This window comes from Photobacterium rosenbergii, assembly GCF_033022775.1.
Taxonomy (GTDB): domain Bacteria; phylum Pseudomonadota; class Gammaproteobacteria; order Enterobacterales; family Vibrionaceae; genus Photobacterium; species Photobacterium rosenbergii_A.
In genome coordinates, this window is sequence record NZ_JAWJZI010000005.1 from 60056 (window position 1) to 86433 (window position 26378).

24 protein-coding genes and 1 pseudogene are annotated in these 26378 nt (G+C 46.6%); 7 read left to right on the forward strand and 18 right to left on the reverse strand.

Translation table 11 applies throughout. The features are described from left to right. The 7 genes from R2X38_RS13840 to xsc all read right to left on the reverse strand — a co-directional run bounded on the left by R2X38_RS13840 (position 1) and on the right by xsc (position 8021). Complete coding sequence (locus R2X38_RS13840) at positions 1-609, reverse strand: TRAP transporter small permease (RefSeq protein WP_317522863.1); 609 nt, start codon at positions 607-609, stop codon at positions 1-3. Positions 610-731: 122 nt separating this feature from the next. After that, positions 732-1730 carry a TRAP transporter substrate-binding protein gene (locus R2X38_RS13845; RefSeq protein WP_317522864.1) on the reverse strand — a complete coding sequence of 333 codons (999 nt, stop codon included), beginning with the start codon at positions 1728-1730 and terminating at the stop codon, positions 732-734. 157 nt (positions 1731-1887) lie between these two features. Further along, positions 1888-3351 carry an FAD-binding oxidoreductase gene (locus tag R2X38_RS13850; RefSeq protein ID WP_317522865.1) on the reverse strand — a complete coding sequence of 488 codons (1464 nt, stop codon included), beginning with the start codon at positions 3349-3351 and terminating at the stop codon, positions 1888-1890. 48 nt (positions 3352-3399) lie between these two features. After that, positions 3400-3816, reverse strand: coding sequence for a nuclear transport factor 2 family protein (locus tag R2X38_RS13855; RefSeq protein WP_317522866.1), 417 nt, complete (start codon positions 3814-3816; stop codon positions 3400-3402). Between the two features lie 309 nt (positions 3817-4125). Then, positions 4126-5085: an FRG domain-containing protein gene (locus tag R2X38_RS13860; protein WP_317522867.1), complete on the reverse strand. Its 960-nt coding sequence runs from the start codon at positions 5083-5085 to the stop codon at positions 4126-4128. Positions 5086-5100: 15 nt separating this feature from the next. Next, positions 5101-6138 carry a YeiH family protein gene (locus tag R2X38_RS13865; RefSeq protein WP_317522868.1) on the reverse strand — a complete coding sequence of 346 codons (1038 nt, stop codon included), beginning with the start codon at positions 6136-6138 and terminating at the stop codon, positions 5101-5103. 71 nt (positions 6139-6209) lie between these two features. Beyond that, positions 6210-8021: a sulfoacetaldehyde acetyltransferase gene (gene xsc / locus R2X38_RS13870; protein WP_317522869.1), complete on the reverse strand. Its 1812-nt coding sequence runs from the start codon at positions 8019-8021 to the stop codon at positions 6210-6212. 235 nt (positions 8022-8256) lie between these two features. On the opposite strand from xsc, the gene R2X38_RS13875 reads away from it, so the two are divergent. The 6 genes and pseudogenes from R2X38_RS13875 (at position 8257) to R2X38_RS13895 (ending at position 13050) form a co-directional block, all read left to right on the forward strand. Further along, positions 8257-9240 carry an AAA family ATPase gene (locus tag R2X38_RS13875; RefSeq protein ID WP_317522871.1) on the forward strand — a complete coding sequence of 328 codons (984 nt, stop codon included), beginning with the start codon at positions 8257-8259 and terminating at the stop codon, positions 9238-9240. Next, a complete protein-coding gene (locus R2X38_RS13880; protein WP_317522872.1) occupies positions 9237-10988 on the forward strand; it encodes a cobaltochelatase CobT-related protein in 1752 nt (583 codons plus the stop codon). The genes R2X38_RS13875 and R2X38_RS13880 overlap by 4 nt, the downstream gene beginning before the upstream one ends. A 316-nt stretch (positions 10989-11304) precedes the next feature. Beyond that, a complete protein-coding gene (locus tag R2X38_RS13885; protein ID WP_317522873.1) occupies positions 11305-11799 on the forward strand; it encodes a YcxB family protein in 495 nt (164 codons plus the stop codon). A 107-nt stretch (positions 11800-11906) separates the two neighbouring features. Then, entirely contained in the window at positions 11907-12281 is a 375-nt protein-coding gene (locus tag R2X38_RS13890) for a hypothetical protein (RefSeq protein WP_317522874.1), read from the forward strand. A 91-nt stretch (positions 12282-12372) separates the two neighbouring features. Further along, a pseudogene (locus R2X38_RS26800) lies at positions 12373-12447 on the forward strand (hypothetical protein); the annotation flags it as partial. A 132-nt stretch (positions 12448-12579) separates the two neighbouring features. Continuing rightward, entirely contained in the window at positions 12580-13050 is a 471-nt protein-coding gene (locus R2X38_RS13895; protein WP_317522875.1) for a ribosome recycling factor family protein, read from the forward strand. A gap of 37 nt (positions 13051-13087) precedes the next feature. Here the strand turns inward: R2X38_RS13895 and R2X38_RS13900 are convergent, their stop codons facing one another. Then, positions 13088-13834, reverse strand: a complete 747-nt coding sequence (locus R2X38_RS13900) for a sulfite exporter TauE/SafE family protein (RefSeq protein WP_317523257.1) — start codon at positions 13832-13834, stop codon at positions 13088-13090. Positions 13835-13875: 41 nt separating this feature from the next. Beyond that, positions 13876-14880: a phosphate acetyltransferase gene (pta, locus tag R2X38_RS13905; protein ID WP_317522876.1), complete on the reverse strand. Its 1005-nt coding sequence runs from the start codon at positions 14878-14880 to the stop codon at positions 13876-13878. A gap of 165 nt (positions 14881-15045) precedes the next feature. Between pta and R2X38_RS13910 the strand changes: the two genes are divergently transcribed. Further along, positions 15046-15855 carry an IclR family transcriptional regulator gene (locus R2X38_RS13910; RefSeq protein WP_317522877.1) on the forward strand — a complete coding sequence of 270 codons (810 nt, stop codon included), beginning with the start codon at positions 15046-15048 and terminating at the stop codon, positions 15853-15855. Between the two features lie 80 nt (positions 15856-15935). Here R2X38_RS13910 and R2X38_RS13915 read toward each other — a convergent pair whose 3' ends face one another. The 9 genes from R2X38_RS13915 to iolE all read right to left on the reverse strand — a co-directional run bounded on the left by R2X38_RS13915 (position 15936) and on the right by iolE (position 26077). Beyond that, positions 15936-16826 carry a DMT family transporter gene (locus R2X38_RS13915; protein WP_317522878.1) on the reverse strand — a complete coding sequence of 297 codons (891 nt, stop codon included), beginning with the start codon at positions 16824-16826 and terminating at the stop codon, positions 15936-15938. 93 nt (positions 16827-16919) lie between these two features. Then, positions 16920-17747 carry a sugar phosphate isomerase/epimerase family protein gene (locus R2X38_RS13920; protein WP_317522879.1) on the reverse strand — a complete coding sequence of 276 codons (828 nt, stop codon included), beginning with the start codon at positions 17745-17747 and terminating at the stop codon, positions 16920-16922. 263 nt (positions 17748-18010) lie between these two features. Continuing rightward, positions 18011-18850: a MurR/RpiR family transcriptional regulator gene (locus R2X38_RS13925; protein WP_317522880.1), complete on the reverse strand. Its 840-nt coding sequence runs from the start codon at positions 18848-18850 to the stop codon at positions 18011-18013. Between the two features lie 76 nt (positions 18851-18926). Next, complete coding sequence (locus tag R2X38_RS13930) at positions 18927-19754, reverse strand: class II fructose-bisphosphate aldolase (RefSeq protein ID WP_317522881.1); 828 nt, start codon at positions 19752-19754, stop codon at positions 18927-18929. Between the two features lie 11 nt (positions 19755-19765). Then, positions 19766-20635, reverse strand: coding sequence for a 5-deoxy-glucuronate isomerase (locus R2X38_RS13935; RefSeq protein ID WP_317522882.1), 870 nt, complete (start codon positions 20633-20635; stop codon positions 19766-19768). Positions 20636-20817: 182 nt separating this feature from the next. Beyond that, on the reverse strand, positions 20818-21813 hold the full coding sequence (gene iolC, locus R2X38_RS13940; RefSeq protein ID WP_317522883.1) for a 5-dehydro-2-deoxygluconokinase: 996 nt from the start codon (positions 21811-21813) through the stop codon (positions 20818-20820). Between the two features lie 17 nt (positions 21814-21830). Next, positions 21831-23006, reverse strand: a complete 1176-nt coding sequence (locus tag R2X38_RS13945; protein WP_317522884.1) for a Gfo/Idh/MocA family oxidoreductase — start codon at positions 23004-23006, stop codon at positions 21831-21833. A gap of 186 nt (positions 23007-23192) precedes the next feature. Beyond that, complete coding sequence (iolD, locus tag R2X38_RS13950) at positions 23193-25064, reverse strand: 3D-(3,5/4)-trihydroxycyclohexane-1,2-dione acylhydrolase (decyclizing) (RefSeq protein WP_317522885.1); 1872 nt, start codon at positions 25062-25064, stop codon at positions 23193-23195. Between the two features lie 119 nt (positions 25065-25183). Continuing rightward, complete coding sequence (iolE, locus tag R2X38_RS13955) at positions 25184-26077, reverse strand: myo-inosose-2 dehydratase (protein WP_317522886.1); 894 nt, start codon at positions 26075-26077, stop codon at positions 25184-25186. Positions 26078-26378: the final 301 nt, after the last annotated feature.

The window sequence follows — 26378 nt, forward strand, 5'->3', positions numbered from 1 at the left end:
TTAACCCGCCGTCTTTTGAACTTGATAGTCCTGTTTCTGGACCTGATGCTGGTGATTCTGAACTTGTTGATTCTGAGTTTGTAGCTTCTGAATTTTTTTGATTTCTTTGGTATCAGGGTCAACCGCTTCAACCCCCTTAAACAACCGCTCGTAGTTATTCCATAAAATACGGATAGTCATTAAAGTAAATGCGATTGGCAGGATCATATAGAAGTACTTCATCGGAATACCCGTGGTCTGTGACTTCCAGAACAGGTTCATCTTGTTAAAGACAAAATCGTAGCTGAGATAGACAAAATAACCGTTGAATATCACCCAGAGTAGATCAGCAATGGTTTCACATACGGTTTTGACAATAGGAGGGAAGAACTTGAAGTGGAAACTCACCCTGTTGTGCGCAGACATTTTGGCTGCAACCACGGCTCCTAAATAAGCAAACCAAACGAACATATACGTCGCAACTTCATCTCCCCAGGGGATGGAATATTGAAAAAACTGGCGTAATAAAATCTGTGTAAAAAGTAATAAAACGAATAAAGCCAATAATAAGCAGCAGGTGTACTCTTCAATATTATTCAGGTGCTTTTTTATAGTATGGATAACAGACATAAAGCCTCCGGCGTATCCCTGACACTTATTCTTGGTGTACATCAGGGGAAAATGGACTCATGCTTTGCCTTTAATACCTAAGTGCATCAGAGCACCAAGCAAAGCATGAGTAATTCACTAAATTAACGTCCTAACAGTTTTAGGGTTTCATCTAGCTTTTCTTTGCCGCCGATACTGGTGTAGAACTTAGGCCAGACGGTTTTGGTCACTTTTTCAATCCACTCTTTCTCACCATTTGCCGGATCAGTGAATACCATCCCTTTAGACTCTAGATCTTTGCGGATCTTATCTTCTGTATCCTGCAGATAGGTGAAGCTGTGCTCAGTGGCCTCCTTGCCAGCCGCCAGAATATTGGCCTGCATTTCAGGGGACTGCTGCTGGAAAACCGATTCGCTCACAATAAGTGGTTCTAACGAGAATATGTAGCGAATATTGGTCACATACTTCTGGACTTCGTCAAATTTCATCGCATATACAGTGATATACGGGTTATCCTGCCCATCGACAACACCTTGCTGCAGACCGGTGAATGTCTCTGACCAAGCCATCGGGGTTGGGTTCACGCCCCATGCTTGATATGAGGCAATCATGATTTCATTTCGAGGAACACGAATAACTAGCCCTTTCAGATCTTCAGGGGAAGCAACTGGGCGTTTTGAGTTGGTCAGTACGCGGAAGCCTGAATAAGCCCAACCGATGATCCTCACCCCTGCATCGCGAATGGTGTTATCAATTAACTCCTGACCGACTTCCCCTTGTGTCAACAGTTTCGCTTCGTCGGCACTTTGAATCACATATGGCATGGTGAGCAGACCCACCGTCGGTGAGAAAGGTGTCACGTTATTAATTGCCAGAATAGAAAAGTCCAATAAGCCAATAGCCGCGTTGTTTACCGTATCTTGCTCATTACCCAATTGACCATTAGGGAATAAGTCGACTTTCACTTGCCCATTGGTTTTTTCATCCAGTAATTGGCTAAATGTTGTGCCTAATTCCCACTGCGTTCCACCAGCCGCATCACCGATCGCCATTTTGAAGTTTTTCGCGAGTACACTGGACGATGCAAACGCCATAGAGACAGCAGCAATTAGACTAACAATTTTCTTTTTCTGGAATTTCATAGTCGTGACCTTTTATTTTGTTTCGCATTATTCGCGTTATAGATAAAGGTGACCACGGTACAACGTACTGAGACATCCTGGTCGTGTTGTGTCTTTGTTATATAGCTTTGTTGTGTATTGCTTTGCTATTTAGCTTTTTTGTATAGCGTGAAAGGGTTTAAAGCACTTCGTCTTTAAGGTGATACCATCGATATAAAAACCGTTGTCCAAGCCGCCTAAATGGTGCAAAAGCTTCGGACTCGACCATCTCCTGAATATTGGGAAATGGCAATTTGGACTGGAAGATAGGCAGGTTCAGATCTTTACCTTCACCGGCAATCCATTGCGCCAACCGCTTACCCGCCTGGGCTGAATACATCACACCATTGCCGCCATATCCCAATGCATAATATATCGATTGATTAGCGTTCGGCTGGTAGATACGAGGCATCATATCGTGGCTGACATCCACCCATCCCCACCAGGAGTAATCGACTTGAATATTATTCAGAGCCGGAAACTTACGTGCCAAGTCAGCTTTTAACATGTCTTCATATATTTTATCTGGCGCGGACTTTCCTGTAATCGCACTACGGGTACCGATTTGAACCCGATTATCTGGCAGTAAACGATAGTAATGGCGCAGCACACGGGTATCAGTGATGACCTGATTGGTACGGAAATTACATGCTTCTATCTCTGACTCAGTCAGTGGCCGAGTGACCATAGAATTTGACAAAATTGGCAGCAGACGGTTTTTTAGTTGGCCGTGTAAACCCTGCGAGGTATAGCCTCCCGTTGCCACTCCAACAGCCCTAGCTTTTACTATACCACCAGGGGTTTTCAGGTAGTGAATACCGTTTCGCGTTTCCCAGCCAATAACTGGACTTGCAGGATGAACTGTCGCGCCCAACGCTCGGGCTTTCTTCAGGTAACCGAAGGCCAGTTTACCTGCATGGATGCCAATGCCTTCCGGTTCATGCATAGCACCAGCGGCTTCCTGATCGCCAACGAACTGTTTTTTAACTGTTTCTGCATCGAGGATTTGCGCGTCATAGTTAAAGGTTTGGCGCAGTAATTTTGCTTCTTTTTCTAGCGTTGGCATGACCTTGGCGCGATGAGCAACATAAAGATGGCCACCGGGTTGAGGCTCACAATCGATATCCTTAATCAGCCCCTTGAATGTTTCCATGCCGTCCAAACATTCTTCGTGCATACGGATTGCAGTATCTAATCCCCAACGTTGAATCCACTGTGAGCGTTTTAAACGCCCTGACGCACATTGCGCCTGTCCGCCGTTTCGTGTGCTGCAGCCCCAGCTTGCCCTGTTGGCTTCCAAGACTGTCGCCTTGATGCCGTATTGTTCAGCCAGGTGAATGGCGGTTGATAGGCCGGTAAAGCCCGAACCGATAATGACCACATCGACATCCACATCACTGAGGATTGGGCCGTCATCTGCTGGCGGCTCTCCTGCTGTGCCAACCCAATAAGTTGGGGCATATTCTGCGCCATGACCCGGTGTTTTTGCGACCAGGGGATCATACGCCGGATCATAATTTTCTTTTGCAGCTGTTGTCTTCTCTATTTGCTTATTACTTGCTCTATCGAGTACTACCCTTTCTTTCTCTACTGTTGAATCCATTTCAAGCTCCTTGGCCATGTTTAATATAAGAAAGTTAAACTCAGGAGCTTAATTGGAATTAAAGAAAGAAGGACGATCTTTGCGGAACGCATTTTTTACTTTGATCTTGCCATCGACAAGGGTAAAAACATCGACCATGCGCGCTTCGATACGGCTGCCATCAGGTTTAGTGGCGCAGAAAGTCGATTCCGAGACAGCTCGGTCACCACTGACGAAGTGCACACCATCAAGCCAAGTAGCATCCGGGAAATTCTTCCAGACTTGCTGAAAGCTCTCTCTTACCGCATCTCTGCCGTTGAAAGTATTACCTTGAAGCTCAGGGCCTGCAGCAGTGTGGAACGTACAATCGTCCGTCACAAATGTCATCAGGGCATCAATGTCATGGTTATTCCATGCTTGGCTGAACGCTTGTAAAAACTCGATGCTGACTTCATCGCGTTGCTTTTCTACAGACAGAGTATTCATTCTTATATCCTTATCGTTTTAAACATGGAACAGACAATTTCACCAGCCACAATGTTAAATTTTGGTTAACATATACTCGTACTAACATACCGTCAAATCATATTCTCAGATTCGAGACTTGGCGTTAGCTGGTTAATCTTCAAAGAATAATTTCAATTTTCCGCTTTTAACCCATACCACCAACTTAACAAATTGTTAACCTAAAGCTAGTTGTCGACCTTATCTCCGTCAACGTTAAATTCGAAAAATTGAGATGTTTTATTTCAAAAATCAATAAATGTGAGTTGCATCAACTATCAGTGCCAGGGATCAGTCAAAGTCAAAGTCACTGGTATAGGTGTGACGATATTGCTGGAACCCGCCTTTCATATCCCTTCTAGTTAATTCCCGTAGGGAATCACTTGAAGCGATGCTGTTAAGGCCCATGCTCTCCGATGTCAGACTATCTAACGCTTTAGTTGGTGTAAGTGACCCCGTAGCATCAGAATGGTGGTAATCGACCAAGTTTGTTTCAAGCAAGGGTTCAGCAAGACTCACCCCACCACCGGTATACTCCGCAGTATCAGCAGGCAGTTGCTCAAAGAGTTTATTGATATGCAGACATAGCCCTGTTAAATCTGGATAAATAAGCTGCTCATTAGTCCCGCACTTATCTAATTCCAGCAGTAAGTTTTCTTTTACTTCGGTAAAAATGGGTATTTCAAATAACTCATCACTATCACCCGCTTCTATTTCAAATGGGGTAAAACGCTTATTGGCCAGCTCGCCATTCACTGAAGGATGCAAGCTATACCAATTGCTTTGAGCCTTGATCCTCGCGTAGGAGACTGGCGGTTGAAATACCTTGGTTTCTGAGACTTCAAAAGGGTCTCCAGCCATATTCTGTTGCTGCCTTGCATTGGCTTTCAAAACATAGACATGAGGCTGATTACCGGGCGATTGGCAAGCAAACCACAGTGCGACCAAAGGATTGCTAGTCCAGTCCAGCAACCTGGTCTTTAACCCGTGATGGTGGGCTTCAGACATGATATGCCAGTAGTCAGTTTTTTGAGTGTTGAGTTTGTTTTTCCCCAAGCGATAGAAGTAATCGAGCATGTCTTTCTCTTGGGCAATGGTGGATATGTTCTCCGCACCTCTAGCTATCGAAGGTATTAGTGATTTCCGCTTATTGGGTTGGCCCCTGAATAAAAGAAGCTCTTCACCGTTTGTTATTTCATCAATAAGCGCTAAGTATTTCGTAATAGAGCCAATGTAAGGCAGAGAATTCATACTCTTTCTCCAAAGTTAAAAAATCATCCGTCCCAGGTACACGACAACTAACATGTATGCGGCGATAAACAGTGCATTCCCCATTAACAGCGCTATGGGCTTCCAGCCTAATTCAGACAGTTTTTCAAATGAGGTTTTTACCCCTAAAGCAGCTATTGAGATAACCAAACACCACTTGGATATATCTGAACTCATCTCAACCGCAACCGGAGGGATCCAGCCAAGGCTATTCACAACAACAAGCCCGATAAATACCAATAAGAAAAAAGGAACCAATGGTTGCTTGCCAGCTTCATCATTTCCACTCGCCTGCCTTGCTGAGCGGAACCAGAAAGCAAACACCACCACTACCGGCATCAACATCGCGACCCTAAACATCTTGGCTAACGTCGCAGAATCTCCGACTTCCGGTGAAATCATAAATCCAGCTCCTACCACTTGGGCGACATCGTGAATTGATCCACCGAGAAACAGCCCAGCTTCAGAGCGACTCAGCTCAAGTACTGTTACCACCAGCGGATAAAGCACCATAGCGATAGTTGAAAACGCTGCGACGCCAATGGCCGTCAGCAAGGTGTAATGTTCGTTTTCCCGTTTCTGTGGCAAAGTTGAAGAAATTGCCATCGCTGCCGATATTCCACATATCCCCGTTGCTCCGCCCGACAGTATTCCGAGCATCGAAGGCAAGCGAAGCAGCTTTGCCAACATCAAACTAAAGCCAATCGTCAGCACTACGGCACCAGCCAGCGCCGTCACCCCTAGAGCTCCAATAGCATGTACATCACTGATAGCAATTCGAACGCCTAACAATGCCACGCCTACTCGTACCAACTTCTTGGCCGACACCTCTATACCTGGTAGGCATTTAGGGTTATCAGATAAAAAATGGAACGAGATACCAATTAACAGTGCGTAGAGAAAAGTAGGTCCTCCATATTGAGCCGAGACAAAAGATGCAGCAGCAGCAATCACAACACACAGCATTAACCCTGGAACAAGCTCGTTCAAACCGGTCAGAAATGGTTTGGGTAGTTTTAACGCGCGTTCGGTCATGTGGCACCTCCACGTCAGGTATAAAGTAAGCCCAACTCTTACTGCTGGTCAGGCTCCAAATTGACTCGCAATTACACGTAGTCTTTATACTTGTCGAGGAAACGCACAGGCTTCGATAGCGCGTCACGACGGAACGGGTCGCCTAGTTCTTGAGTACACATGATTTCGATAATGGTGGTCTTGCCTTCGTTCATCTGCATATCGATAGCTTTTTGCAGTGCAGGGCCGACATCTTCTAAGCGGTCTACCGTGATACCTTCAGCGCCCATGGCACGTCCAATTTCCGCAAAGCTCTGGTTATCCAGCTCACCAGCTACAAAGCGACGGTTATAGAAATCAACTTGGTTCTTCTTCTCAGCTCCCCACTGGCGATTGTGGAACACCACTGCCGTCACTGGAATGTTATGGCGCACACAGGTCATGGTTTCCATCAAGCTCATTCCCCATGCCCCATCACCTGCATAAGAAATGGCTGGGCGATGCGGCGCGGCAACTTTGGCCCCGATAATGGTTGGGAAAGCGTAGCCACAATTACCAAAACTCATGGCTGCGAAGAAACTACGTGGCTTTTCGAAACGCAGATAACTATTGGCAATGGAGTTGATATTACCGATATCAGTCGACACCATCACATCTTCGGGCATGGCTTTTTCAAGCTCACGCAGCACCTGACGAGGATGCAGGTATTCACCACCAGAGAAGGGTTTTTCCTGAGCATTTTGCTCAATCATATCCAGGCTGAATGGGTCTCGCTCATGAGTCCACTCATCCAGCTCTTTCTCCCAGATTTCCTTCTCTGCTTGAACCTTGTTGAAGCGCTCATCTTTGGTTGCATCACATGCTAAGCTCCGGCCTTCAAGGCGCTCTGCTAATGCAACGGCTGAAGCCTTGGCGTCACCACAAATGCCGACCGAGATCTTCTTAACCAAGCCAAGCATCTTGTGATCGGCGTCGATTTGAATAATCTTGGCGTCCTTCGGCCAGTACTCCATACCATGCTGAGGCAAGGTACCGAATGGACCAAGACGTGAACCCAGTGCAATCACCACATCCGCCTGAGAAATCAGCTTCATGGCCGCTTTTGAGCCTTGATAGCCCAGAGGACCACACCATAGAGGATGGCTTGCTGGGAACGAGTCATTATGTAAGTAGCTGTTTACAACAGGTGCGCCCAGACGCTCAGCCAGTGCTTTACACTCTTCAACCGCATCGGCCATTACCACACCGCCACCAGAAATAATGACCGGGAATTTCGCTTCAGCCAGAAGATCGGCGGCCTCGTTTAGGCTCTGGTCACCACCTGGCCCACGGTCAAGACGGGCAGGTTTCGGAATTTCACACGTCACTTCCCCGTAGAAGTAGTCACGCGGGATATTCAGCTGGGTTGGCCCCATTTCACTCATCGCACGATCGAAACATCGGCCGGTATATTCCGCCATGCGTGAAGGGTGTGTCACATGACCTTGATACTTAGTGAACTCCTGGAACATCGGTAACTGATTACATTCCTGGAATCCTCCCAGCCCCATCGTCGTTGTGCCTGTTTCCGGCGTGACAATAACAACCGGACTGTGTGCCCAATAGGCTGCTGCAATAGCGGTCACACAGTTACTGATCCCTGGTCCATTCTGACCGATCACCACACCGTGGTTACCTGACACGCGTGAGAAACCGTCTGCCATATGCGCTGCACCCTGCTCATGTACCACAGGAATCAATCGAATACCGGCTGGCGCGAAGATGTCCATCGCATCCATAAAGGCTGAGCCCATAATGCCGAACATATCTGTCACCCCATTGGCAACCATAGTTTCAACAAAGGCCTCTGATGGGGTCATTTTTGTTGGGCCAGTTACAACTGTACGTGCATCTTGTTCGCTCATTCTCTGTATCTCCTTGATGATGGACATTCCAACTTAATGAAACATTTTGTCTCGATATTTCGAATTCATGTAAACACTAGACGCTCAACTTTTAGCCGTCAACAAAAAATTAACAATCGATACAATTTATTCCATTTTTTGATACGAGAGCATCAATTTCATCATTAGGTGGTTTCGAAATGTCTTATCGTGGAAAACAATGAAATGCCGATGAGTAGAGATAAAAGGAAGTGACATGGTGGATTTTGCGATAACTAAACCCGATATGATGGTTTCTGTTAGGGAAGTCTTTGGGATTGAGACTGATCTGCGCGTACCTGCTTTTAGCACTCGCGACGATCACGTACCAGAAATTGATCACGCCTACCGGTTTAACCCCGAAGTGACTCTGGCAATTCTGGCTGGGTTTGCCCAAGACCGCAGAACCATGATCCAAGGCATGCACGGAACGGGAAAATCAACCCACATCGAACAGGTGGCAGCACGACTCAACTGGCCTTGTGTCAGGGTTAATTTAGATGGCCACTTAAGCCGGTTGGATTTGGTAGGCAAAGATACCATCGTGATCCGAGACGGTAAGCAAGTTACCGAATTTCAAGAAGGGATTGTTCCTTGGTCACTGCAACGCCCTGTAGCACTTATCTTCGATGAATATGACGCAGGACGTCCAGATGTCATGTTCGTGATCCAAAGGATCTTGGAAAGAGATGGTAAGTTCACTTTACTCGACCAAAACAAAGTCATTCACCCACACAGTGCATTTCGGTTATTCGCTACCTCCAACACCGTTGGTCTCGGCAACCTTTCAGGCCTTTACCATGGCACCCAAACCCTAAACCATGCCCAAATTGACCGCTGGAATATTGTCGCCACACTCAACTACCTTCCTCCAGAAGAAGAGGCTGCTATTGTATTATCTCGCGTACCCGGCAAAGACAGTGAGAATGGAAGAAAATTAATAAACCAGATGGTGACTATGGCTGGTCTAACCCGAAAAGGTTTCGCTGCTGGCGATCTCTCTACTTTGATGTCACCACGTACCGTAATTACTTGGGCAGAGAACTGTGAAATATTCAACAACCCCGCCCTTGCCTTCCGTTTGTCATTTCTCAATAAATGCGATGATTTCGAACGCCCAATCATCGCCGAATACTACCAACGGTGTTTTAATGAAGAGCTTGAGGGGTCTTGGCTAGTCCATACAGGAGCCGCACAATGAAACCTGATCCTACGACTAATCAACGGGAGCGTCAGAAAAGCCAACAATTGCTTGAAGCCTCTGCCAGAGCATTGAGTGAGGAGTTAACGCTTCATTATCGCGGAGAGTCTCTCTATATCGATAATGAATTCATACCAGTATACGCCGCTCATCTTCGAAATGCCTCTGTATCAGATAACGGCAACATTAATGAAAAACGTGGCAAGATCGATGCGATCTCCATGCGTTTACGCCATTCGGATTCAGCACTTCATAGCCAGCTCCATTCACAAATAGGTTCTGACGCTCCCATCACTCGGCTCCTGTTCGAAGCCTTAGAGCAATTAAGATGCGAAAGTTACTTGTGTGACGATCATTTAAGGAAAACTCTACCCGGTGTGTGCGCCAATGTTGAACACAATTTCACCGAATGGTCGAAGCAGTTTTATCAGTCCGGTTTGGCTGATACCCACATTGGCCTGCTGTTATTTACCGTCGTGCAGATTGTTCGTTCGCGCCTAAATGCCCAGGTTATCAATGAATCTTTCGAGGATTTCATCGAAGCAACTCGAGCTGGCATTGTGCCAATAATTGGCCAAGATCTGGCGGGATTAAGGCGACATCGCCGCAACCAACAGGCTTACGCTCATCATGCTATATCGCTAGGTTCAGCAATAAGCGAGATGATTGAGTCCGAGCAGACTCAAACTGACTCAACAGATGCATCAAAGGTCGATCAGGCCAAGTCAGCACTGTCCTTTTTGCTCAATTTCGATCAGGGTGATGAAATACCTATGGCGACCGCACAAAGTGGCCAAAGTAAGGTATTCAATGACAATCACGACTCTTACCGGATCTATACTACCCACTACGATCGCGAAGTACATTCATCGAAACTGGTCCGAAAGGCATTACTCGCGACTTTGCGTGAAGAGCTTGATGAACGTATCCAACAGCAAGGGATTAATATCAAACAGCTATCAAGGCAACTTTCAGCCTTGCTGTCTTCTCCCCAGCGTGACGGTTGGCTATATGGTGAAGAAGACGGATATATAGACGGCAGACGTCTCAGCCAGTTAGTCAGCTCCCCCAATGAAAACCGCATCTTTTGTCACGAATATTACCGCCCTATTCCAAATAGCATTGTCAGCTTTCTCATCGACTGTTCGGGTTCAATGCGCGAGCACATCAATCCCATCACTATGTTGATAGACACCATGGTAAAAGCGCTCGGCCTCGCTGGCATCAACAGTGAAGTATTGGGCTTTACCACAAATAGTTGGAACGGTGGGAAAGCGTATACTGACTGGTTGAAACAACGAAAACCGTCCTATCCCGGCCGATTGAATGAAAGTTGCCACATTATATTCAAACCGGCAGAAAGCCATTGGCGTCATACCCGAAGAGATATCGCGGCACTGTTGAAAGCAGACTTCTTCAAAGAAGGAATAGATGGCGAAGCCGTGTTATGGGCCTGCAAGCGACTGACCCAAAGAGAGGAACCAAGAAAACTTCTATTTGTGATCTCCGATGGGCGCCCTATGGATACCGCTACCAACCTTGCCAATGACAAGTATTATTTGGATAACCACCTCAAGCAGGTTATTGCCCACTATCATGCCAACCGAGAAGTCGAAATTATAGGGCTCGGTGTAGGGTTAGATCTCAGTCCCTATTACCGCCAAAGTCTGGCATTGGATTTCGCTGAGTCTTCGATTCAACAAAACATCAATGAAATTATCGGCTTGTTATTGAAGCAAAGCAGATAAAGCCAAAAATCATATTATTTTGTGGGCACTAAAACGACATCTCTTACTCATTTTTGCCCAACTGCAAGTCAGCTTAGTTGCTGCTGATACTATCATTCCAAGGCAAATCTGTCATGGGTGCTATTGGAAATCCACGTACTAGCAAACTGACTATAATAGAGTACGCCTTACAGTAGTATTGATTTACAAAAGAAGATCAAAACAGCTAAAGAAAAGCACTGAGAAGCTATACAATAGTTGATTTACGAGACAATACTCGAGTTGCGACCTCGCAGCATGGGATACTCATTCACAGAAAGACTCAAAGTAGCCAGATATGTCTAAAGATTTTGAATTCACTACTGAATACACCCTCGACAAGCCCTTTTTTGCCGAGTGTTATGATCAAACTAGCCGCCCGACTGAATTTCCAAAATCCTATTACAAAGCAATACTTTTTCTTCTTTTTGGGGTGGTTTTAGTAAAGTTTGAGCTACTACCCAACAATTATGTAGGTTGGTTCTTTATTGTTTTGAGTATTATTGAGGTGCTCAGTGTTTACTTTAAGAGAACCTGGTGGTTGTGGCGACAAACACTCAGCTCAAGCTCTGGCAGCAAAGTAGGATTTCAGGTTGGCTCTACAGGTGTGAGTTATACAAGAGGTAATAAAACTCATCACATCGCTTGGAATGAAATAGACCAACTTCAACAAAGTGAATTAGGTTTAATCCTTCACATTGGTAAACAGCGCCAATATGTCAGTAAATCTTGTTTAAATGATGAAGTGATCGCGTTTATGGTGGAGCAGCACGCAGCATCAAAAATGAACTAAACGCAATGCGCGTATAATGAAGGTAATGAAACGAATACGGTCAGATCTTTCATTTTGCTAAAAAATCAGCATAATCTCGCTATACGATACTCAATGAAGAATTACTCATGACTACTTTTCAATATTTCTTTCATCAACTTCCTTGTTTTAACTGTAAAAAAACCAAAGTAAGCACGGATCTTGGCTGGTTAACGCCAGCGATGAAAGAAGAAGCAATCGCGCAAGTGACTACGATTATCGAGCAAGGCAAAGTTGAGCCAGATCTTTCGGTTAACGTGACTTGTACTAAAGAAGAAGCGCGTGATTACTTGTTGCTGAACTTCTTTGGTTACCCAGAAGAAGAGTTAGCAAATCAAGTTGAAGCTGAAGATGAGCAAGAAGTCGCTGAAGAAATCGCAGAGCTATTTGCTGAAGGTAACGAGTCGGCAGTGTTTGAGCACGAAATCGCACTTCAAAGCTGTACTGACTGCGACGTTGATTAAGCGTACAGACACGCTTAATCATTAAGATTAAAGAGAGCATCACACATAAGATGTTCTCTTTAAAGCATTTACTGAACGTCAGCGATTTATGATGAAGCCGAGCATTTCAATCAACTTGCCCTCCCTGGCTCATAAAATCACAACCACTGGTATTTCTGAAATAAATTCAGTTATCTCGCCGTACAGTTGCACTATTAAACGGATTCGCCGCAGCAGAAATTATGCCCTTATCGGCACATATAGCGATCTGGTATCGATAAAAGCTGAACTAGGACTGCTTGTTGAGGCCAAGAACTGTTTGAAATGGCAGCGAGTCTACCAAAGCTACCTTAATGGGCTGGAGGTACTGGGTAAAGAAAGTGAATCGGCAACGTATGAAATAAAGAACGTCAGTGCATTTCTTGGCAAAACAGATCGAAGCTTCTTACTTGAGAAACTGACAGAAATTGGCATTGATACCAAACGCAAAGCGAACCAGAGGCATCTTGAACTTTCTGGAGCACTGGCGAAATTAAACGCTCTACAGTCAGTACTACAGGACACGTCCAGCGAAGCGTTAACGACTATCGGAAAGTCAATTCACAAGCGTCTTGCAAAACATCACGATATCGAGGATATAGGTTTCGATTTCGGTAAGACAGAGCAACCGCGCACTCTCCTCTCCTACGTTATCGATAACCCAGCAATTACCGTTGCAGAGCTGTGCTTCCTGACAAACTGCTCAACGGCAGATGCCAGAAAAGCGTTAGATGACTACTTTGAACTCTAGTTATCGAATGGTGAAAGTATCCTGAGTATTCATCTCATCAAAAGACCGACAAGATCAAATAGATCCCTATGGCCATCAGCAAACCAAATACAATCCGTCGCATTGTTCCTGCGCTAAAAGGAGGTGGGAATCGACGTCCCAAATAAGTCGTTAACGTCACTATTGGCAATGAAACAGTAGTCAGGAGCACTATTTCAGTATTCAACTGACCCTGAACCCCGACAAACACACTACGCGATGCCGATGTACAGGCAAACACCACTAATAACATATTGCGGATCGTTGTGATATCAAATGGCTGGCGATAGAACTGATACACCAAGGGTGGCCCGGCCATACCAAACAACCCTCCGGTCAAACCTGAGCTAAAACCACTAACAAAAAAGCTGGTATTGCCCGATCGCTCAGCTCGAACCGCAGGCCGTAACATAAAATTCAACCCACTATAAACAATCATTACGCCAACAAGGCATTGCAACACACTGGCTGCCGACTGACTCAAGTACTCCAATAACACCACTCCAGCAACAACACCGGGTAGTACACCAATAACCACCAGCCGCAATGATTTCCATTCGACGAGCTTCGTCGAGCCCGGCAGTGCAAAAGCACAATTGGCCAGTGTTACCAAACTGACCACGGCAGCCATAATAGCCACCGAGGTCAACTCAAACGCTGTTGCCGCCCCGATAACAATAATCCCAAGTCCGAAGCCAGTGACGGTCTGGAAGTAGGTGCCAACCATAATAATCGCTAGCAATATAACCATTTTATCTAGCGTTATGGCACCTAGCGCTATACTGTCTAACGTAATACTGTCCAATGCTATTTCTGTCCCTGCTGTGCTTGAACCACGGTAACCGCAATAACATGATAGATATCATCGATACTGCAGCCACGAGAGAGATCGTTAGCAGGTTTAGCTAACCCTTGAAGCAATGGTCCGATCGCAACGGCTCCACCTACCCGCTCTGCTAACTTATAGCCAATGTTGCCTGCTTCCAAGTTAGGGAACACCAGGACATTTGACTGCCCTTTCACCTTAGAATCTGGAAGCTTACGCTGGGCAATTTCTGCGACAATCGCAGCATCAAGCTGGACATCGTTATCAATCGCTAAATCAGGCGCTTGTTTTTTAACCCTTTGCGATGCAGCGACGACCTTATCAACCGCAGTATGCTTGGCGCTACCATTGGTAGAAAAAGACAACATGGCGACTTTCGGCTCTTCCATCAACAAACTGCGTGCACTGTCTGCAGCGGAAAGCGCAATATCCGCAAGTTGTTCTTCATCCGGATCCACCACCAAGCCACAATCAGAAAAGATCATCCCGCCTTTCAAATGATGAAATGGCTGACACAACATCATAAGGAAAAAACTCGAGACTAATTTTGAGCCTTGCGCCATCCCAATCAGTTGTATTGCGCTACGCACCACATCACCTGTGGTATGAATAGCACCGGCAACAGAACCATCCGCTAAACCATGCTTGACCATTAGGTTGGCAAAGCAAAGAGGGTTTAGCACTTCTTGCTTGGCCTGCTCTTGTGTCATGCCTTTCTTGGCCCGCATTTCGTAAAGAGAGGCCGCAAATGGACCGGCTAATTCTGACGCTTTAGGATCGATGATCTCCATACCATCGATATCTATCCCTTTAAGTCCGGCAACAGTCTGAATCTTTTCCTGGTTCCCGACCAAGATAATGTCAGCGATGCCTTGCTGGTAAGTCAGTTGGGCAGCGGCTAACACACGCTCATCTTCTGCTTCACACAGTACGATACGCTTAGGCTGCTTTTGGGCCTGTTCAATTATTCGGTGGATTGCTTTCATGAGTCTGCCTTCACTAGCCTCAAAAACAACAAATAATGAGACAATTCATTCCAAAAATTGATATTTGAATGAATACTAACCATCATATCTTATATCGTCAACGTAAATTCAAATAATTGGAAAAATTCATAGTATTATGTAGAAAGGTATTAAATGGATATAACAATGACTACTATCGTGAAAGAGCCTATGGAACAGACACGTATAGAGGGCGACACCCCAACCTTACGCCTTTTTTCTCTGTTGGAAGTGATTGCCGGAAAGGACGAATTTTTCTCATTACAAAGCCTGGTAGAAGAAACCGGCTTACCCAAACCCACTCTCCATCGTATGCTGCAGCAACTTGAAACTGCCGGGATCATCCAACGTGATGGCGACGACCGCCACTACAGCTCGGGGGTTCGACTTCGTAATCTTGCTGAAAAACTCTTACTAAACAGTACAACTCACAGTGCTCGACACGCTGTATTGACGCAATTAAAAGAAGAAGTCGGAGAAAGCTGTAACCTTACCGCTTTGTCGGGTGGAGAAATTATCTATGTCGATCGGGTAGAAACAGAAGCTCCACTTCGATTTTACCTACACCCGGGCTCTCGGGTTCCAGTGCATTGCTCGGCAACAGGCAAATTGTTCCTGGCCAACATGAGCCCATCCCAGCGCCGCCGTCTTCTTAAAAATGTGCCCCTAACCCAATATACCGAAAAGACCATTATCGACTTTGACAAGCTAGATGATGAATTGGATTTAGTAAAAGCCAATGGTTATGCCATCGACAATGAAGAGTTCTTACCCGGGCTGTTTTGTGTCGCAGTATTGGTACCATCAGAGCGAGGCCGCTCAAACCTAGGTATCGCTATCCAAGCACCAATTATGCGTCTAAAACCCGAGCAGGCGCTGCACTTTCTTCCTGCCCTGCAACGTGCCGCTAATGCACTTGCCAAAATCGAAGCAGAAAGCTGGGCCGAAGCTATGTAACCGATGACAATATTCAGTTCATAAAAAAACAGGCTTGCAAACGCAAGCCTGTTTCGTTTCATCTATGGGTATAAGTATGTTTACGCCGCTTTTTTGGTGATAAAACCAATCACATGACCGAGACCACGATAAGTAAACAAAGCCAACAGGATCATCAAACACCCGGCTAGCTTATTGGCTGGCATTTCTTCGGCATACCAAATCACGCTTAAGATCACCGTCCACACTGGTTCCAAGATCATAATGATCGCTGCATTTGCGGCTGTGCTGTGCTTTTGCCCCATCGTCTGCATAACATAACGCAAACTGGTTGCAACCAGCATACTTAAGGTGAACCAACCCCATGTCGTCATGCTGACTGACTCAGGCCAGGTTTCAAAAAGTAATGAAGCAATCAACCCCATACAACCAATGCTGAACAGCTGGAGACAAGTTAATAGCAATGTTGGAATTTTGCGAGCGTACTGGCTGTTGAAATTAAAATGAACCGCCAACATTACAGCCGAAGCCATAAACCATAACTGGCTCGAAGACATCTGCCAGCCATTGCCACCGCCCAGTGATAGCATCAGTAGACCTGCAAAGGCGATAGGTAATGCCAACCAGAATGTCCGAGGGGGTTTAGCCTTGAATAATGGCCAAGCTATTAAAGGGACGAACAGCATGGACAAGCTCATAATAAATGCGCCTTCGCCCAAGGTTTCACTCACGGAAATAGCATGGATCCAAAGCAAGATCGCCGTACCTAAGATGCACCCTACCCCTAGCGCTTTTGGGATAACGGATTTGTCGACTTTCTTGATATCAGAAAAGCAAAATACCAGCAGACACAAAGAGGCCAACACAAAACGTAGGCCAATAAAACCAAAAGCCGGCAGCCCTTGGATAGCTTCTTTCGAAAATATCCAACCGGCTGCCGCCAACATTGTTGTTGCGACTAATATTAAATCTGCACGGCGCTCAAGGTTCATTCTTAAACGTCTCCCATTTCGGTAGCGTGCAGAAAATAACAACAAATTACATTCAACGTATTATTCCAAAAATTAGCCGCAATTCCCTGTCGGCTATTTTACTAATGCTTTCATCCCGTTCAGCATTTTTTCTGCCACTTCATAATGGTCGTGTTCCCACAATTGGTCATTGAGGAATTCGCCAGAGAAGAAGCCGTCATATCCTGTCTGAAGCAAGGCATCTACCCACTCTTGCATCGGGATATCACCTTCACCGATGTAGAAACCGCGTAGCTCTCTTTCATCAACCCAAGGCTGGCCTTCTGCTGGGCGTTTACCATCAGATAGGTGAACATTGTAAATCAATGACTTGTCAACTTGAGAGATCTGCTCAAGGGTAGCGCCGCGGCATGCCCACAGGTGCCATGTATCTAAAACGAAACCAAAATTATCACGCCCTACCGCATCGAGCAATCGATAGTAGTCTTCCAGCGTGGCAATAGGTGTCCAAGCTGCACCTTCATACTGAAACCGGATGCCATGCTCGCGGCCAATATCGGCGATAGAACGGATGTTTTTAGCCGTTAGTTGGATGTTATCTTCGGTACTGAAGGCATTTAAGCTTTCAAAGGCATTAAGCTGAATAGTCGGGGTGCCAATATCCTTAGCAAAACGACATAAAACCTCTGCCTCTTTGAATACGCGTTGCTGCTCTTCTTTGGTTGCCGCTTCCACCCCGCCGATAATATCAATCGCAGAAGGCGTAATATTGGCCGCATCAAGTCTTGCCTTAAATTCTTCACTGGTAAACCCAGCGTTAATATAGCGCCATAATTTCTCAGTATGTATTTCTAAACCCTGGTAACCCGTTTCTTTTGCCAAACGAATATCAGAAAGAATATTACTGTGAAGCGAACACATTCCATGAAGAGCAAAACGCATTTTCAATCCTTATCGACAACAAATGCCGTGCAATGAAGTTCCTAGGCGCCACGTCGAAGCACCTACCCAAATGAGAGTTTTAGCTGAAATTATTTATCTAGGATTTAACTTGTTTATACCTAAGTACCTTCTAATCCAATTTAACGTCAAAGATACTTAGATATAGGTAACCAAGTTATTTTTATTATTTTTTATAACTTGGTTACTCCATATAAAGAAGTGATTTAAGTTAATTCAGTACCATTGATTTCACGGCGACTTAATTAACTGTCCTTTACTTCCTGGCACATCAAGCTAACCGCCAGTGTTTGTGCCAGATAAAGCGAGCTACTCAGTGAACGGAAGCCCATGATCTCACCTTCCTGAACTTCGAAGCACACTTCCATTTTACTGCCCTGTGAAGTCATCTGATTATCGGTAATCGCGACAATCGGCACCTTCTTTTCAAACGCAGTATCAATCAGACTGCTGGTTTCTGGCGCATAAGGGCTGAATGTGACAGTGATCAGTACATCCTTTTCATTCATACGGCGCGTCATTGGTGACAACATACCACCATGATCATCAAGCAACACCACATTGTTGTCTGACTTCATAAGGGCATACCAAAGATAGAAAGCAACGGGATATGCACGGCGCATACCCTGAATGTAAATAGTTTCGGCCCCATCGAGTAAACTCACCGCTCTTTCAAGCTTTTGCGGAGAAACAGACATTTGCAGCTGTTCCATCGCTTCAATATTGGCTTGGCCAAAATCTTGGAAGATAGCCATTGGTGAGTCTTGGCTCACTTCTTCAGTTTCTCGCGCTTTTTTTACACGCTCGAGATAATCCCGCGGACGATTCAAATACTGATCACGGAACAACGACTGCATTGAACTAAAGCCTGAATAGCCCATCGCATTCGAAAACCGGCTCAGTGTAGACAAAGGAACATTGGCCTGTTCAGCAATGGTTGCCATTGTTTCGACCGCGACCAACATCGGCTGGGCCATCACAAAATCAGCTACCTGTTGTAGTCGCCCACTTAGGCTGTCGTATCGCTTTACGATAAGCTCACGCAGCGTGTCTAAGTCAGCTGGTACTTGTTCTTCAACATCCATAATTGGCCGCTCTCCTGCCCGAAAGCACTACTACAAAATAAGAATACCTCAAGTGCTTAACACCTGAGGCTATAGTTTATGATAATAATTCAAAGTTGCGAATCGCTTCTTCCTTCACGAAAGGCATCGCCTTCTTCATAAAGTAAATACGATCAAACTTTTGTGGTTCCGCGTTCATAAAATCGCGCAAGTTATGACCCAAAGCCTGACGCAGACATGTTCCGATATTGAACTTGGACACACGAGTACGCTTTAGTACTTCCATATCTTCATCACGGATCCCACTAGTACCATGAATAACCAAAGGAATATCTACCACATTCGCAATACGATCTAAACGACCGAAATCAATAGTACATGTAGGTTCGGTCAATCGGTGTACGTTTCCGACTGAAATGGCGACACAATCAGCGCCACTTTCTTTGGCAAAACGCAGCGCGTCTTCCGGCTCAGTATAAATCGACTTGATATGATCCCGTCCTTCATCGTATGGCACAGAGCCAATCTCACCTTCTACTGATGCACCCAGTGCATGGGCCACATCTGCAACGGCACGAGTACGAGCGATGTTCTCATCAAGCGGCAGCTGAGAGCCATCAAACATGACTGAGCTAAACCCCGCCTTCAGTGCACGGTATACGACATCTTCCTTGTAAGTATGATCAAGATGCAGGCAAACCGGCACTGTGCTGTTGTGGGCCAATGGCAGTAACATCGCCGCAGCCGTCTCTACCCCGTAGAAGTCAGCGACATCTTTGTTGCAAGCAAGGATTACCGGCTTATTCACCGCTTCAGCAGCTTCAACCACGGCACAAGCATCTTCATAGCCAAACACGTTAAAGCAAGGCACGGCGTAATCCGACGCGGCAGCTTGAGGCAACAGTTCTGTTAAATTGACGAGCATCTTGCCCCTCCTTATTTGAACTTGGCAATCATGTCCTTGATGCCAGGGATCGTCTCTACTTGGTACTCATGGTGTGGGTCGAAGTGCTGGATCAATGACTTCTCTGTTTTACCCACAATGATGGTGAAGTAGTACATTTCATAACCCGGTGCGGCCACACTTGGGTGATAACCTTTGTCGATGGCAATCACTGAGCCCGTACGCACGTGGTAAACCGGACCGAAGTCATCTTCATGCTCGTAAAGGAACTGGGCACCGAAGCCGAAGTCTGGGTTGAAACGGAACTGGTACACTTCTTCGTACAGTGTCTCTTTGCTGCCATCTGGCTTAACGCGATCTTCATCGTGCTTATGAGGAGGGAAGCCCGACCAACCACCGGCACCAACAGTGAAAAGCTCACTAACTAGCAGGCGTCCGCGGTTGTCGGCATTTGACTGGCCCAGTACGTGTTTAATCTTACGGTGGGTTTTAGTGTCATCAGAGCCATACTGAACAATATCAACATTCTCTTCACGGACACAGAATGGTTCCAGCGACTGTTCGAACTTACCGCCTGCAATCATCACATCAGCCGTATCGCTGACACAGTCAACCGTTGCGCTGTAGCCAAGCGGGACATACACCGCTTCAGGGTTACCGTCCCATACAGACTTACGCTTACCGATATTGTCAAATACTTCGGTCTTTTCACCATTGGTCACTGTGATTGAACAGGTACCGCCAGCAAGAACGATGACAGATTCATAACCTTCTACAACATGCTGGTGCTGCTCACCTTGAGCCAAACGAACTTGGTTGAAATAGCACAGTGGTGTTACTTCATCATTAACATCGATGATTGGTTGGTTTTTATTGTCAAATGGTGGGATATGCTTGCCCATGTTTCTCTCTCCTCACTGCCCTGCTATTCCAACTGTCATTGCCAGCACAGTGTTTATCAGTCTAATTTGTTTAAATAAAAAGGCCGGGCCTCGATGGTTTGTACCCTTCTAGACATGTCCAGTAAAAATACCGGCCCGGCAGGACCTAATAGCCTTTAATCACTTCGTCCGGAGGTGGTTTATTAAAGGCTTTGTTCTCTGGTCTCAATAAAATCGAATAATTGTTCTTTGGTTGGCATTGCTTCGGTACAGCTATTACCGCTCACATTAATGGCCGCAGCGGCTGAACCGTGCTTGACGCCGTCTTCCAGTTCACCACCGTTAACCAGTGTCCAAATCAGGCCGCCAGCAAATGAGTCACCAGAACCAAATGGCTTCTGAACCTCAACGCGGAAGATACCTTGCTGGAACTTGTGGCCGTCGCGGCAGTAAACTTTAGAGCCAAACTCACCGGCTTTGATCACCACTACCTGGGTGTTGGCTCGCAGGAAGCGCTCTGCCGTTGCATCGTCATCCTTGTTGCCCGGTGCCAACACGGTTTCCATCATGTCGAATTCTTCTCGGTTGCCGATAACGATATCGGACAAACCTGCTGCAATGCCGTAGTAGATAGAGGCATCAACATCGGTGCGCCAAGAATATGGGCGGTAATCAACATCTAGAACGACTAGCGTATTGCTACGGCGTGCATGCTCCATCGCAATCAATGTGGCTTCACGGCTCGGGCTTTCAGAAAGCGCTGTACCTGTAACTACCAACACTTTTGCATTGGCGATGTATTCTGGGTCTACTTGCTCTGGCTTGATGGTCAAATCAGAGGCTTTATTGCGGTAAATCAATACCGTACAGTCACTTGGTTTCATCTCGGTAAACGCAACGGAAGTGCGCGAGCCCGAGTTGTCTGTCATCATGCCATCAAGGTTAATACCCTGGCCTGACATGTACTGTTTTACGTAGCCACCGAATGCATCATCAGCGACACAACCAATAAACCCTACTTTGCCGCCTAACTTGCTAACCGCCACTGCAATATTGGCTGCAGAGCCGCCGACAAACTTATTAAAGCCAGAAATGTCTGCCATGTCCGTGTTTGATTCACGGGCGTAGAGATCTACGCCCGCACGTCCCAACACGATGGCATCCAGCTTACGGTCTTGCTGAAGTGCAATCTTTGTCATGGTCCGTCCTTTCGTTATTACTTGTATTCAACCCATGCAGCGTTTTGGTCAGCAGACTCAACACACTTCTCACATAGGCGTACGCCTTCGATACCTGCATCGATACCTGGGAACCAGATACCAGCCAGTGTTTCTTGGTCATCACGGTCTGCAGCATCGAATGCCAATGCAAAACGGTGATATAGGTTTGCCCAAGACTCGAAGTAACCTTCAGCATGACCACCACCAACGCGGTTAGCAGCAACGCCTTCTACGTCTTGGTATAGGTAGCCCATACCGCGGTCTAGAATGCGTGGAGGCTCGCCCTGAATTTCGTAGCGAAGCTGGTTAGGCTGCTCATCCCACCACTCGATAGACGCTTTAGAACCCACGATGCGGATCTTCTGCTGGTGCATAGAGCCTGCGTTAACCGCTGATGCCCATAGCGTGCCCACAGCACCGCCTTTGAATTCCATCATCACGTGGGCGTTATCTTCTAGCGGTGTACGCGACTTGATGAAGCTCTGACGCATGCAAGATAGACGGTCTACTTCTAGCCCTGTCATCACTTCACACAGGTAAAACGCGTGAGTACCGATATCACCCAGCACGTAAGTTGGGCCAGAGACTTCTGGGCTTACACGCCACTTCAGACCTGGATCATTTAGCTCGTATTCTTCGTTGTGGAAGCCATGCGCAAACTGCATGTTGATAACGCGGATTTCACCTAGGTCGCCTCGCTTAACCATTTCGCGCGCCTGCTGAACCATAGGGAAGCCGCTGTAGCCGTACATCACGCCGATAACACGGTTGTTCTTCGCTGCAATTTCCTTCAGCTCTTCTGCTTCTTCGGTTGTGAAGGTAATAGGCTTTTCACACACCACATGCAGGTTTGATTCAAGTGCTGCTTTACAAATTTCGTAGTGCGTCGAGTTAGGGGTAGCGATAGAAACCGCCTGGATACCGTCTTCGCGCTGGGCTTCTTGCTCGAACATCTCTTTGTAGTTGGCATAGCAACGGTCGCCATCAAGGCCGAGGTTTTCACCGAAGTCACGGCAGCGCTGAGGATCAAGGTCGAAAGCACCAGCTACCAACTTGAACAAACCATCACGCTGTGCAGCGTTACGGTGAGAGTAACCGATCTGGCTACCACGACCGCCGCCTACCATTGCCCAACGGATAGGTTGATCAAAATGACGTTCTTCATTAAACATGGCTTCACTCCTTGTCAGGAATCCCCCACCACTTTTTGAGAGAGACCTGCGTTTCAGATATTGGAAATAATTTGTTCTTGTTTACCGAGTTCTTTTATACAAAGTTTTTATTCTCAGAGGCTCTCAGCGATAAGAGCCTCTTGGTTAATAAATTCTCTATATAACGCGTTCCTATAAACCGCGCCTCTATACACCTCGTCTTTGGGTCGCTCGGCCTTCTTCCCAATCCGCGATTTTCTTCGCGGTGTGCTCGTTGCGAGTCACTTCAGGTAGCCCTACTTCCCACCAGCAGTCACACTTAGACCATGCTGCTGGTGATACTGGGTCGATATCAACCACAATCACGTAGGTGCGGTCAGCGTCTTTAGCGCGGGCAAATGCTGCATCGAACTCGTCGACAGAGGTCAGCTTCTCGGAAATCGCACCTTGTGCTTCGGCGTGCTTGGCGAAATCTACGCGGGCCAACTCGCCATCTGGGCGGCGGCAATCTTCAAGCAGGTTGTTGAACGACTCGTTACCGGTGTTGTTCTGTAGTTTGTTGATAACCGCGAAACCGCCGTTGTCACACACCACCACAATCATCTTGTGACCAGTCAGTACTGATGAGTAGATGTCTGAGTTCTGGATCAGGTATGAACCGTCACCAACTAGCACTACAACGTCGTTGTCTGGGTTGGCAATTTTCGCACCCCAGCCACCGGCAATCTCATAACCCATGCACGAGTAACCGAAGTCGATGTCGAACTTACCGATCTGGTAGTTCTGCCAGTTCATCGATAGCTCTGCAGGCAGGCCGCCCGCAGCAGTCAACACGGTGTCGCCTTTTTCCATCGACTTGTTCAACTTACCGATCACTTCCGCGTAAGAAGACATGCCCGGAAGCAAATCGCCTTCTTGCGGGTGAGTACGGCGGTGAACCAACTCTTTCCACTCGTCCGCTTCTGTTTTGGCTTTGGCCGACCACTCATCGCCTGAACGCCAGTCGCCAAGTAGCGCTGACAGCTTGGTCATTGATGACTTGGCATCGCCCAAGACTGGGTAAGACATGTGTTTGATGGCATCGAATTTCGCCACGTTGATGCTAACCAGCTTCATATCTGGGTTCTTGAACACAGTCCAAGAGCCAGTCGTGAAGTCTTGCAGGCGGGTACCGATAGCCAGCACGACATCCGCTTCGTTAGCCATGTGGTTGGCAGAGTTTGAACCGGTAACACCGATTGGGCCGGCGTTCAGCGGGTTATCCTGCAGCATAGTTGCGCGACCGGCAATGGTCTCGACCACAGGGATATTGTGTTTGCCAGCAAAGTCAGCCAGCTCGTCAGTCGCTAGTGAGTAGTGCACACCGCCGCCTGAGATGATCAAAGGCTTCTTCGCTTGCATCAGGATTTCTTTCGCTTCTTCCAGAACAACCATTTCAGGCTCTGGACGGCGGATACGGTGTACTTTCTCGGCGAAGAACACTTCAGGGAAGTCGTAAGCGACACCCTGGATATCTTGTGGCAAGCCAAGGAATACTGGACCACAAGTGGCTGGATCTAGCATGGTATCAAGCGCTTGCGGCAGCGTGTGCATTAGCTGAGATGGCGATAGCACGCGGTCCCAGTAGCGCGTTAGCGGCTTGAAGGCATCGTTTGAAGTGACAGACGGATCTTCGAAGTTCTCCGGCTGCTGCAAAACTGGATCTGGCAGGCGGCTAACATACGCGTCACCAGCAATAAGTAGAAGAGGTAGACGGTTGGTATGCGCGATACCAGCAGCGGTAACCATGTTTGTGGCACCTGGGCCGATAGAGCTGGTTGCAATACCGATACGGCGACGCTGGTTAGCTTTCGCGTATGCAATGGCCGCTGTTGCCATCGACTGTTCGTTCTGACCACGCCAAGTTGGAATTTTATCTTCGATATTCTTTAGCTGCTGGCCAAAACACGTCACGTTACCGTGACCGAAAATCGCAAAGGCGGCACCAAAAAGTTGTTCTTTCTTTCCATCAATTTCAATCATTTGTGCTGCAAGGTACTTAGCAAGTGCTTCAGCAACGGTCAGGCGTACAGTATTCATTGTCTTCCTCGTTTTTCGATATTCGAAAAATAAATCCTTTTCTCACAGCAACTTTTTTCATCGTTCTTGCTATGAGATGTTAAGGGGGCCTAGCCTGCCCCCTTATTCCTTGCCTGAACTTACAGGCCGTACTTGTTCGCGTAGCCAGTGATGTTCTCGTAAGCAGTCTTCGCGTAAGTTAATGGATGCGCTTTAGCAGGATCCTGCTCAGCTTCAACCAGCAGCCAGCCTTTGTAGTCACGCTCTTTCAGTGCAGCGAAAACGTCATCGTAATCAACATCGCCAGTGCCAGGAACGGTGAATACACCATCAAGAACTGCGTTAAGGAATGATTTGTCTGCATCGCGAGCGGCCTTCATAACTTCTAATCGTAGGTCTTTAAAGTGCATGTGGCCGATACGGTGGCCCCAACGCTTGATCATAGTGACAGGGTTACCGCCACCGTATGTGATGTGGCCAGTGTCCAGCGTTAGGTGAACAGCATCGCCAGTTAGTTCCATCATTAGGTTGATGTCGTCTTCTGTTTCACAGATGGTGCCGACATGGTGGTGGAAAGACAGCTTGATGCCGTGCTCGTTTAGTAGGTACTCAGCAACTGTGGAAAGCTTCTCACAGTAAGCTTTCCACTCATCCATAGTCAGGATTACGCGCTGAGATAGTGGAGTGTTGATGTCACCGTGAACCGTGTTGCTCACCTCACCAAATACCATAGCATTACATCCCGCAGCCTTAAGAAGCTTGATGTGCTCCTGCATAGCAGCGATTTCTTCTTCAGCGGTTAGCGTCATCAGGTTACCGCTGTACCAGCCAGAGGCTAGAACCAGACCGTGTTTTTCTAGAAGAGGGATAAGCACTTCAGGCTCACGAGGATATTTAGTACCCAGTTCAGTACCAGTAAAGCCAGCTTCCGCCATTTCACTCAAACATGTTTCCAATGGGATTTCACCGCCAAGTTCTGGCATATCATCGTTAGTCCAGGTCAGTGGGCTGATTCCATATTGAACATTGCTCATGTTTGTACTCCAATTTTTTTGATTATTAAATTCCGGGTCGGTGACGATTGTGGTCAGTCCAGTGGAATATGTTCTTTAGGAATCTCTGAACCGATTTTCAATCTGCACCATTTGCTTCACTGGAAATTACTATAACCGAAAAAATAAAAACGAAAAATATTTTTCACCAACTACAATCGTTCTAATTTTTTCCAGACAAAATGAAAAAACCCCAGCAATCACGCGGCTTAAGAGAAATTTATGAGCAAGATCACAATTAAAAATAACCAAACAAAATCAATTATTTAAAATAAAAAAGAAC

Coding starts and splice junctions, on each gene's coding strand:
- R2X38_RS13890 (WP_317522874.1), top strand. CDS start 11,907: ATGACTACTTTTCAATATTTCTTTCATCAACTTCCTTGTTTTAACTGT.
- R2X38_RS13865 (WP_317522868.1), bottom strand. CDS start 6,138: ATGACCGAACGCGCGTTAAAACTACCCAAACCATTTCTGACCGGTTTG.
- R2X38_RS13935 (WP_317522882.1), bottom strand. CDS start 20,635: ATGGGCAAGCATATCCCACCATTTGACAATAAAAACCAACCAATCATC.
- pta (WP_317522876.1), bottom strand. CDS start 14,880: ATGAAAGCAATCCACCGAATAATTGAACAGGCCCAAAAGCAGCCTAAG.
- R2X38_RS13925 (WP_317522880.1), bottom strand. CDS start 18,850: ATGGATGTTGAAGAACAAGTACCAGCTGACTTAGACACGCTGCGTGAG.
- R2X38_RS13880 (WP_317522872.1), top strand. CDS start 9,237: ATGAAACCTGATCCTACGACTAATCAACGGGAGCGTCAGAAAAGCCAA.
- xsc (WP_317522869.1), bottom strand. CDS start 8,021: ATGAGCGAACAAGATGCACGTACAGTTGTAACTGGCCCAACAAAAATG.
- iolD (WP_317522885.1), bottom strand. CDS start 25,064: ATGAATACTGTACGCCTGACCGTTGCTGAAGCACTTGCTAAGTACCTT.
- R2X38_RS13920 (WP_317522879.1), bottom strand. CDS start 17,747: ATGCGTTTTGCTCTTCATGGAATGTGTTCGCTTCACAGTAATATTCTT.
- R2X38_RS13910 (WP_317522877.1), top strand. CDS start 15,046: ATGACTACTATCGTGAAAGAGCCTATGGAACAGACACGTATAGAGGGC.
- iolC (WP_317522883.1), bottom strand. CDS start 21,813: ATGACAAAGATTGCACTTCAGCAAGACCGTAAGCTGGATGCCATCGTG.
- R2X38_RS13930 (WP_317522881.1), bottom strand. CDS start 19,754: ATGCTCGTCAATTTAACAGAACTGTTGCCTCAAGCTGCCGCGTCGGAT.
- iolE (WP_317522886.1), bottom strand. CDS start 26,077: ATGAGCAATGTTCAATATGGAATCAGCCCACTGACCTGGACTAACGAT.
- R2X38_RS13860 (WP_317522867.1), bottom strand. CDS start 5,085: ATGAATTCTCTGCCTTACATTGGCTCTATTACGAAATACTTAGCGCTT.
- R2X38_RS13845 (WP_317522864.1), bottom strand. CDS start 1,730: ATGAAATTCCAGAAAAAGAAAATTGTTAGTCTAATTGCTGCTGTCTCT.
- R2X38_RS13915 (WP_317522878.1), bottom strand. CDS start 16,826: ATGAACCTTGAGCGCCGTGCAGATTTAATATTAGTCGCAACAACAATG.
- R2X38_RS13945 (WP_317522884.1), bottom strand. CDS start 23,006: ATGTTTAATGAAGAACGTCATTTTGATCAACCTATCCGTTGGGCAATG.
- R2X38_RS13885 (WP_317522873.1), top strand. CDS start 11,305: ATGTCTAAAGATTTTGAATTCACTACTGAATACACCCTCGACAAGCCC.
- R2X38_RS13875 (WP_317522871.1), top strand. CDS start 8,257: ATGGTGGATTTTGCGATAACTAAACCCGATATGATGGTTTCTGTTAGG.
- R2X38_RS13850 (WP_317522865.1), bottom strand. CDS start 3,351: ATGGATTCAACAGTAGAGAAAGAAAGGGTAGTACTCGATAGAGCAAGT.
- R2X38_RS13840 (WP_317522863.1), bottom strand. CDS start 609: ATGTCTGTTATCCATACTATAAAAAAGCACCTGAATAATATTGAAGAG.
- R2X38_RS13855 (WP_317522866.1), bottom strand. CDS start 3,816: ATGAATACTCTGTCTGTAGAAAAGCAACGCGATGAAGTCAGCATCGAG.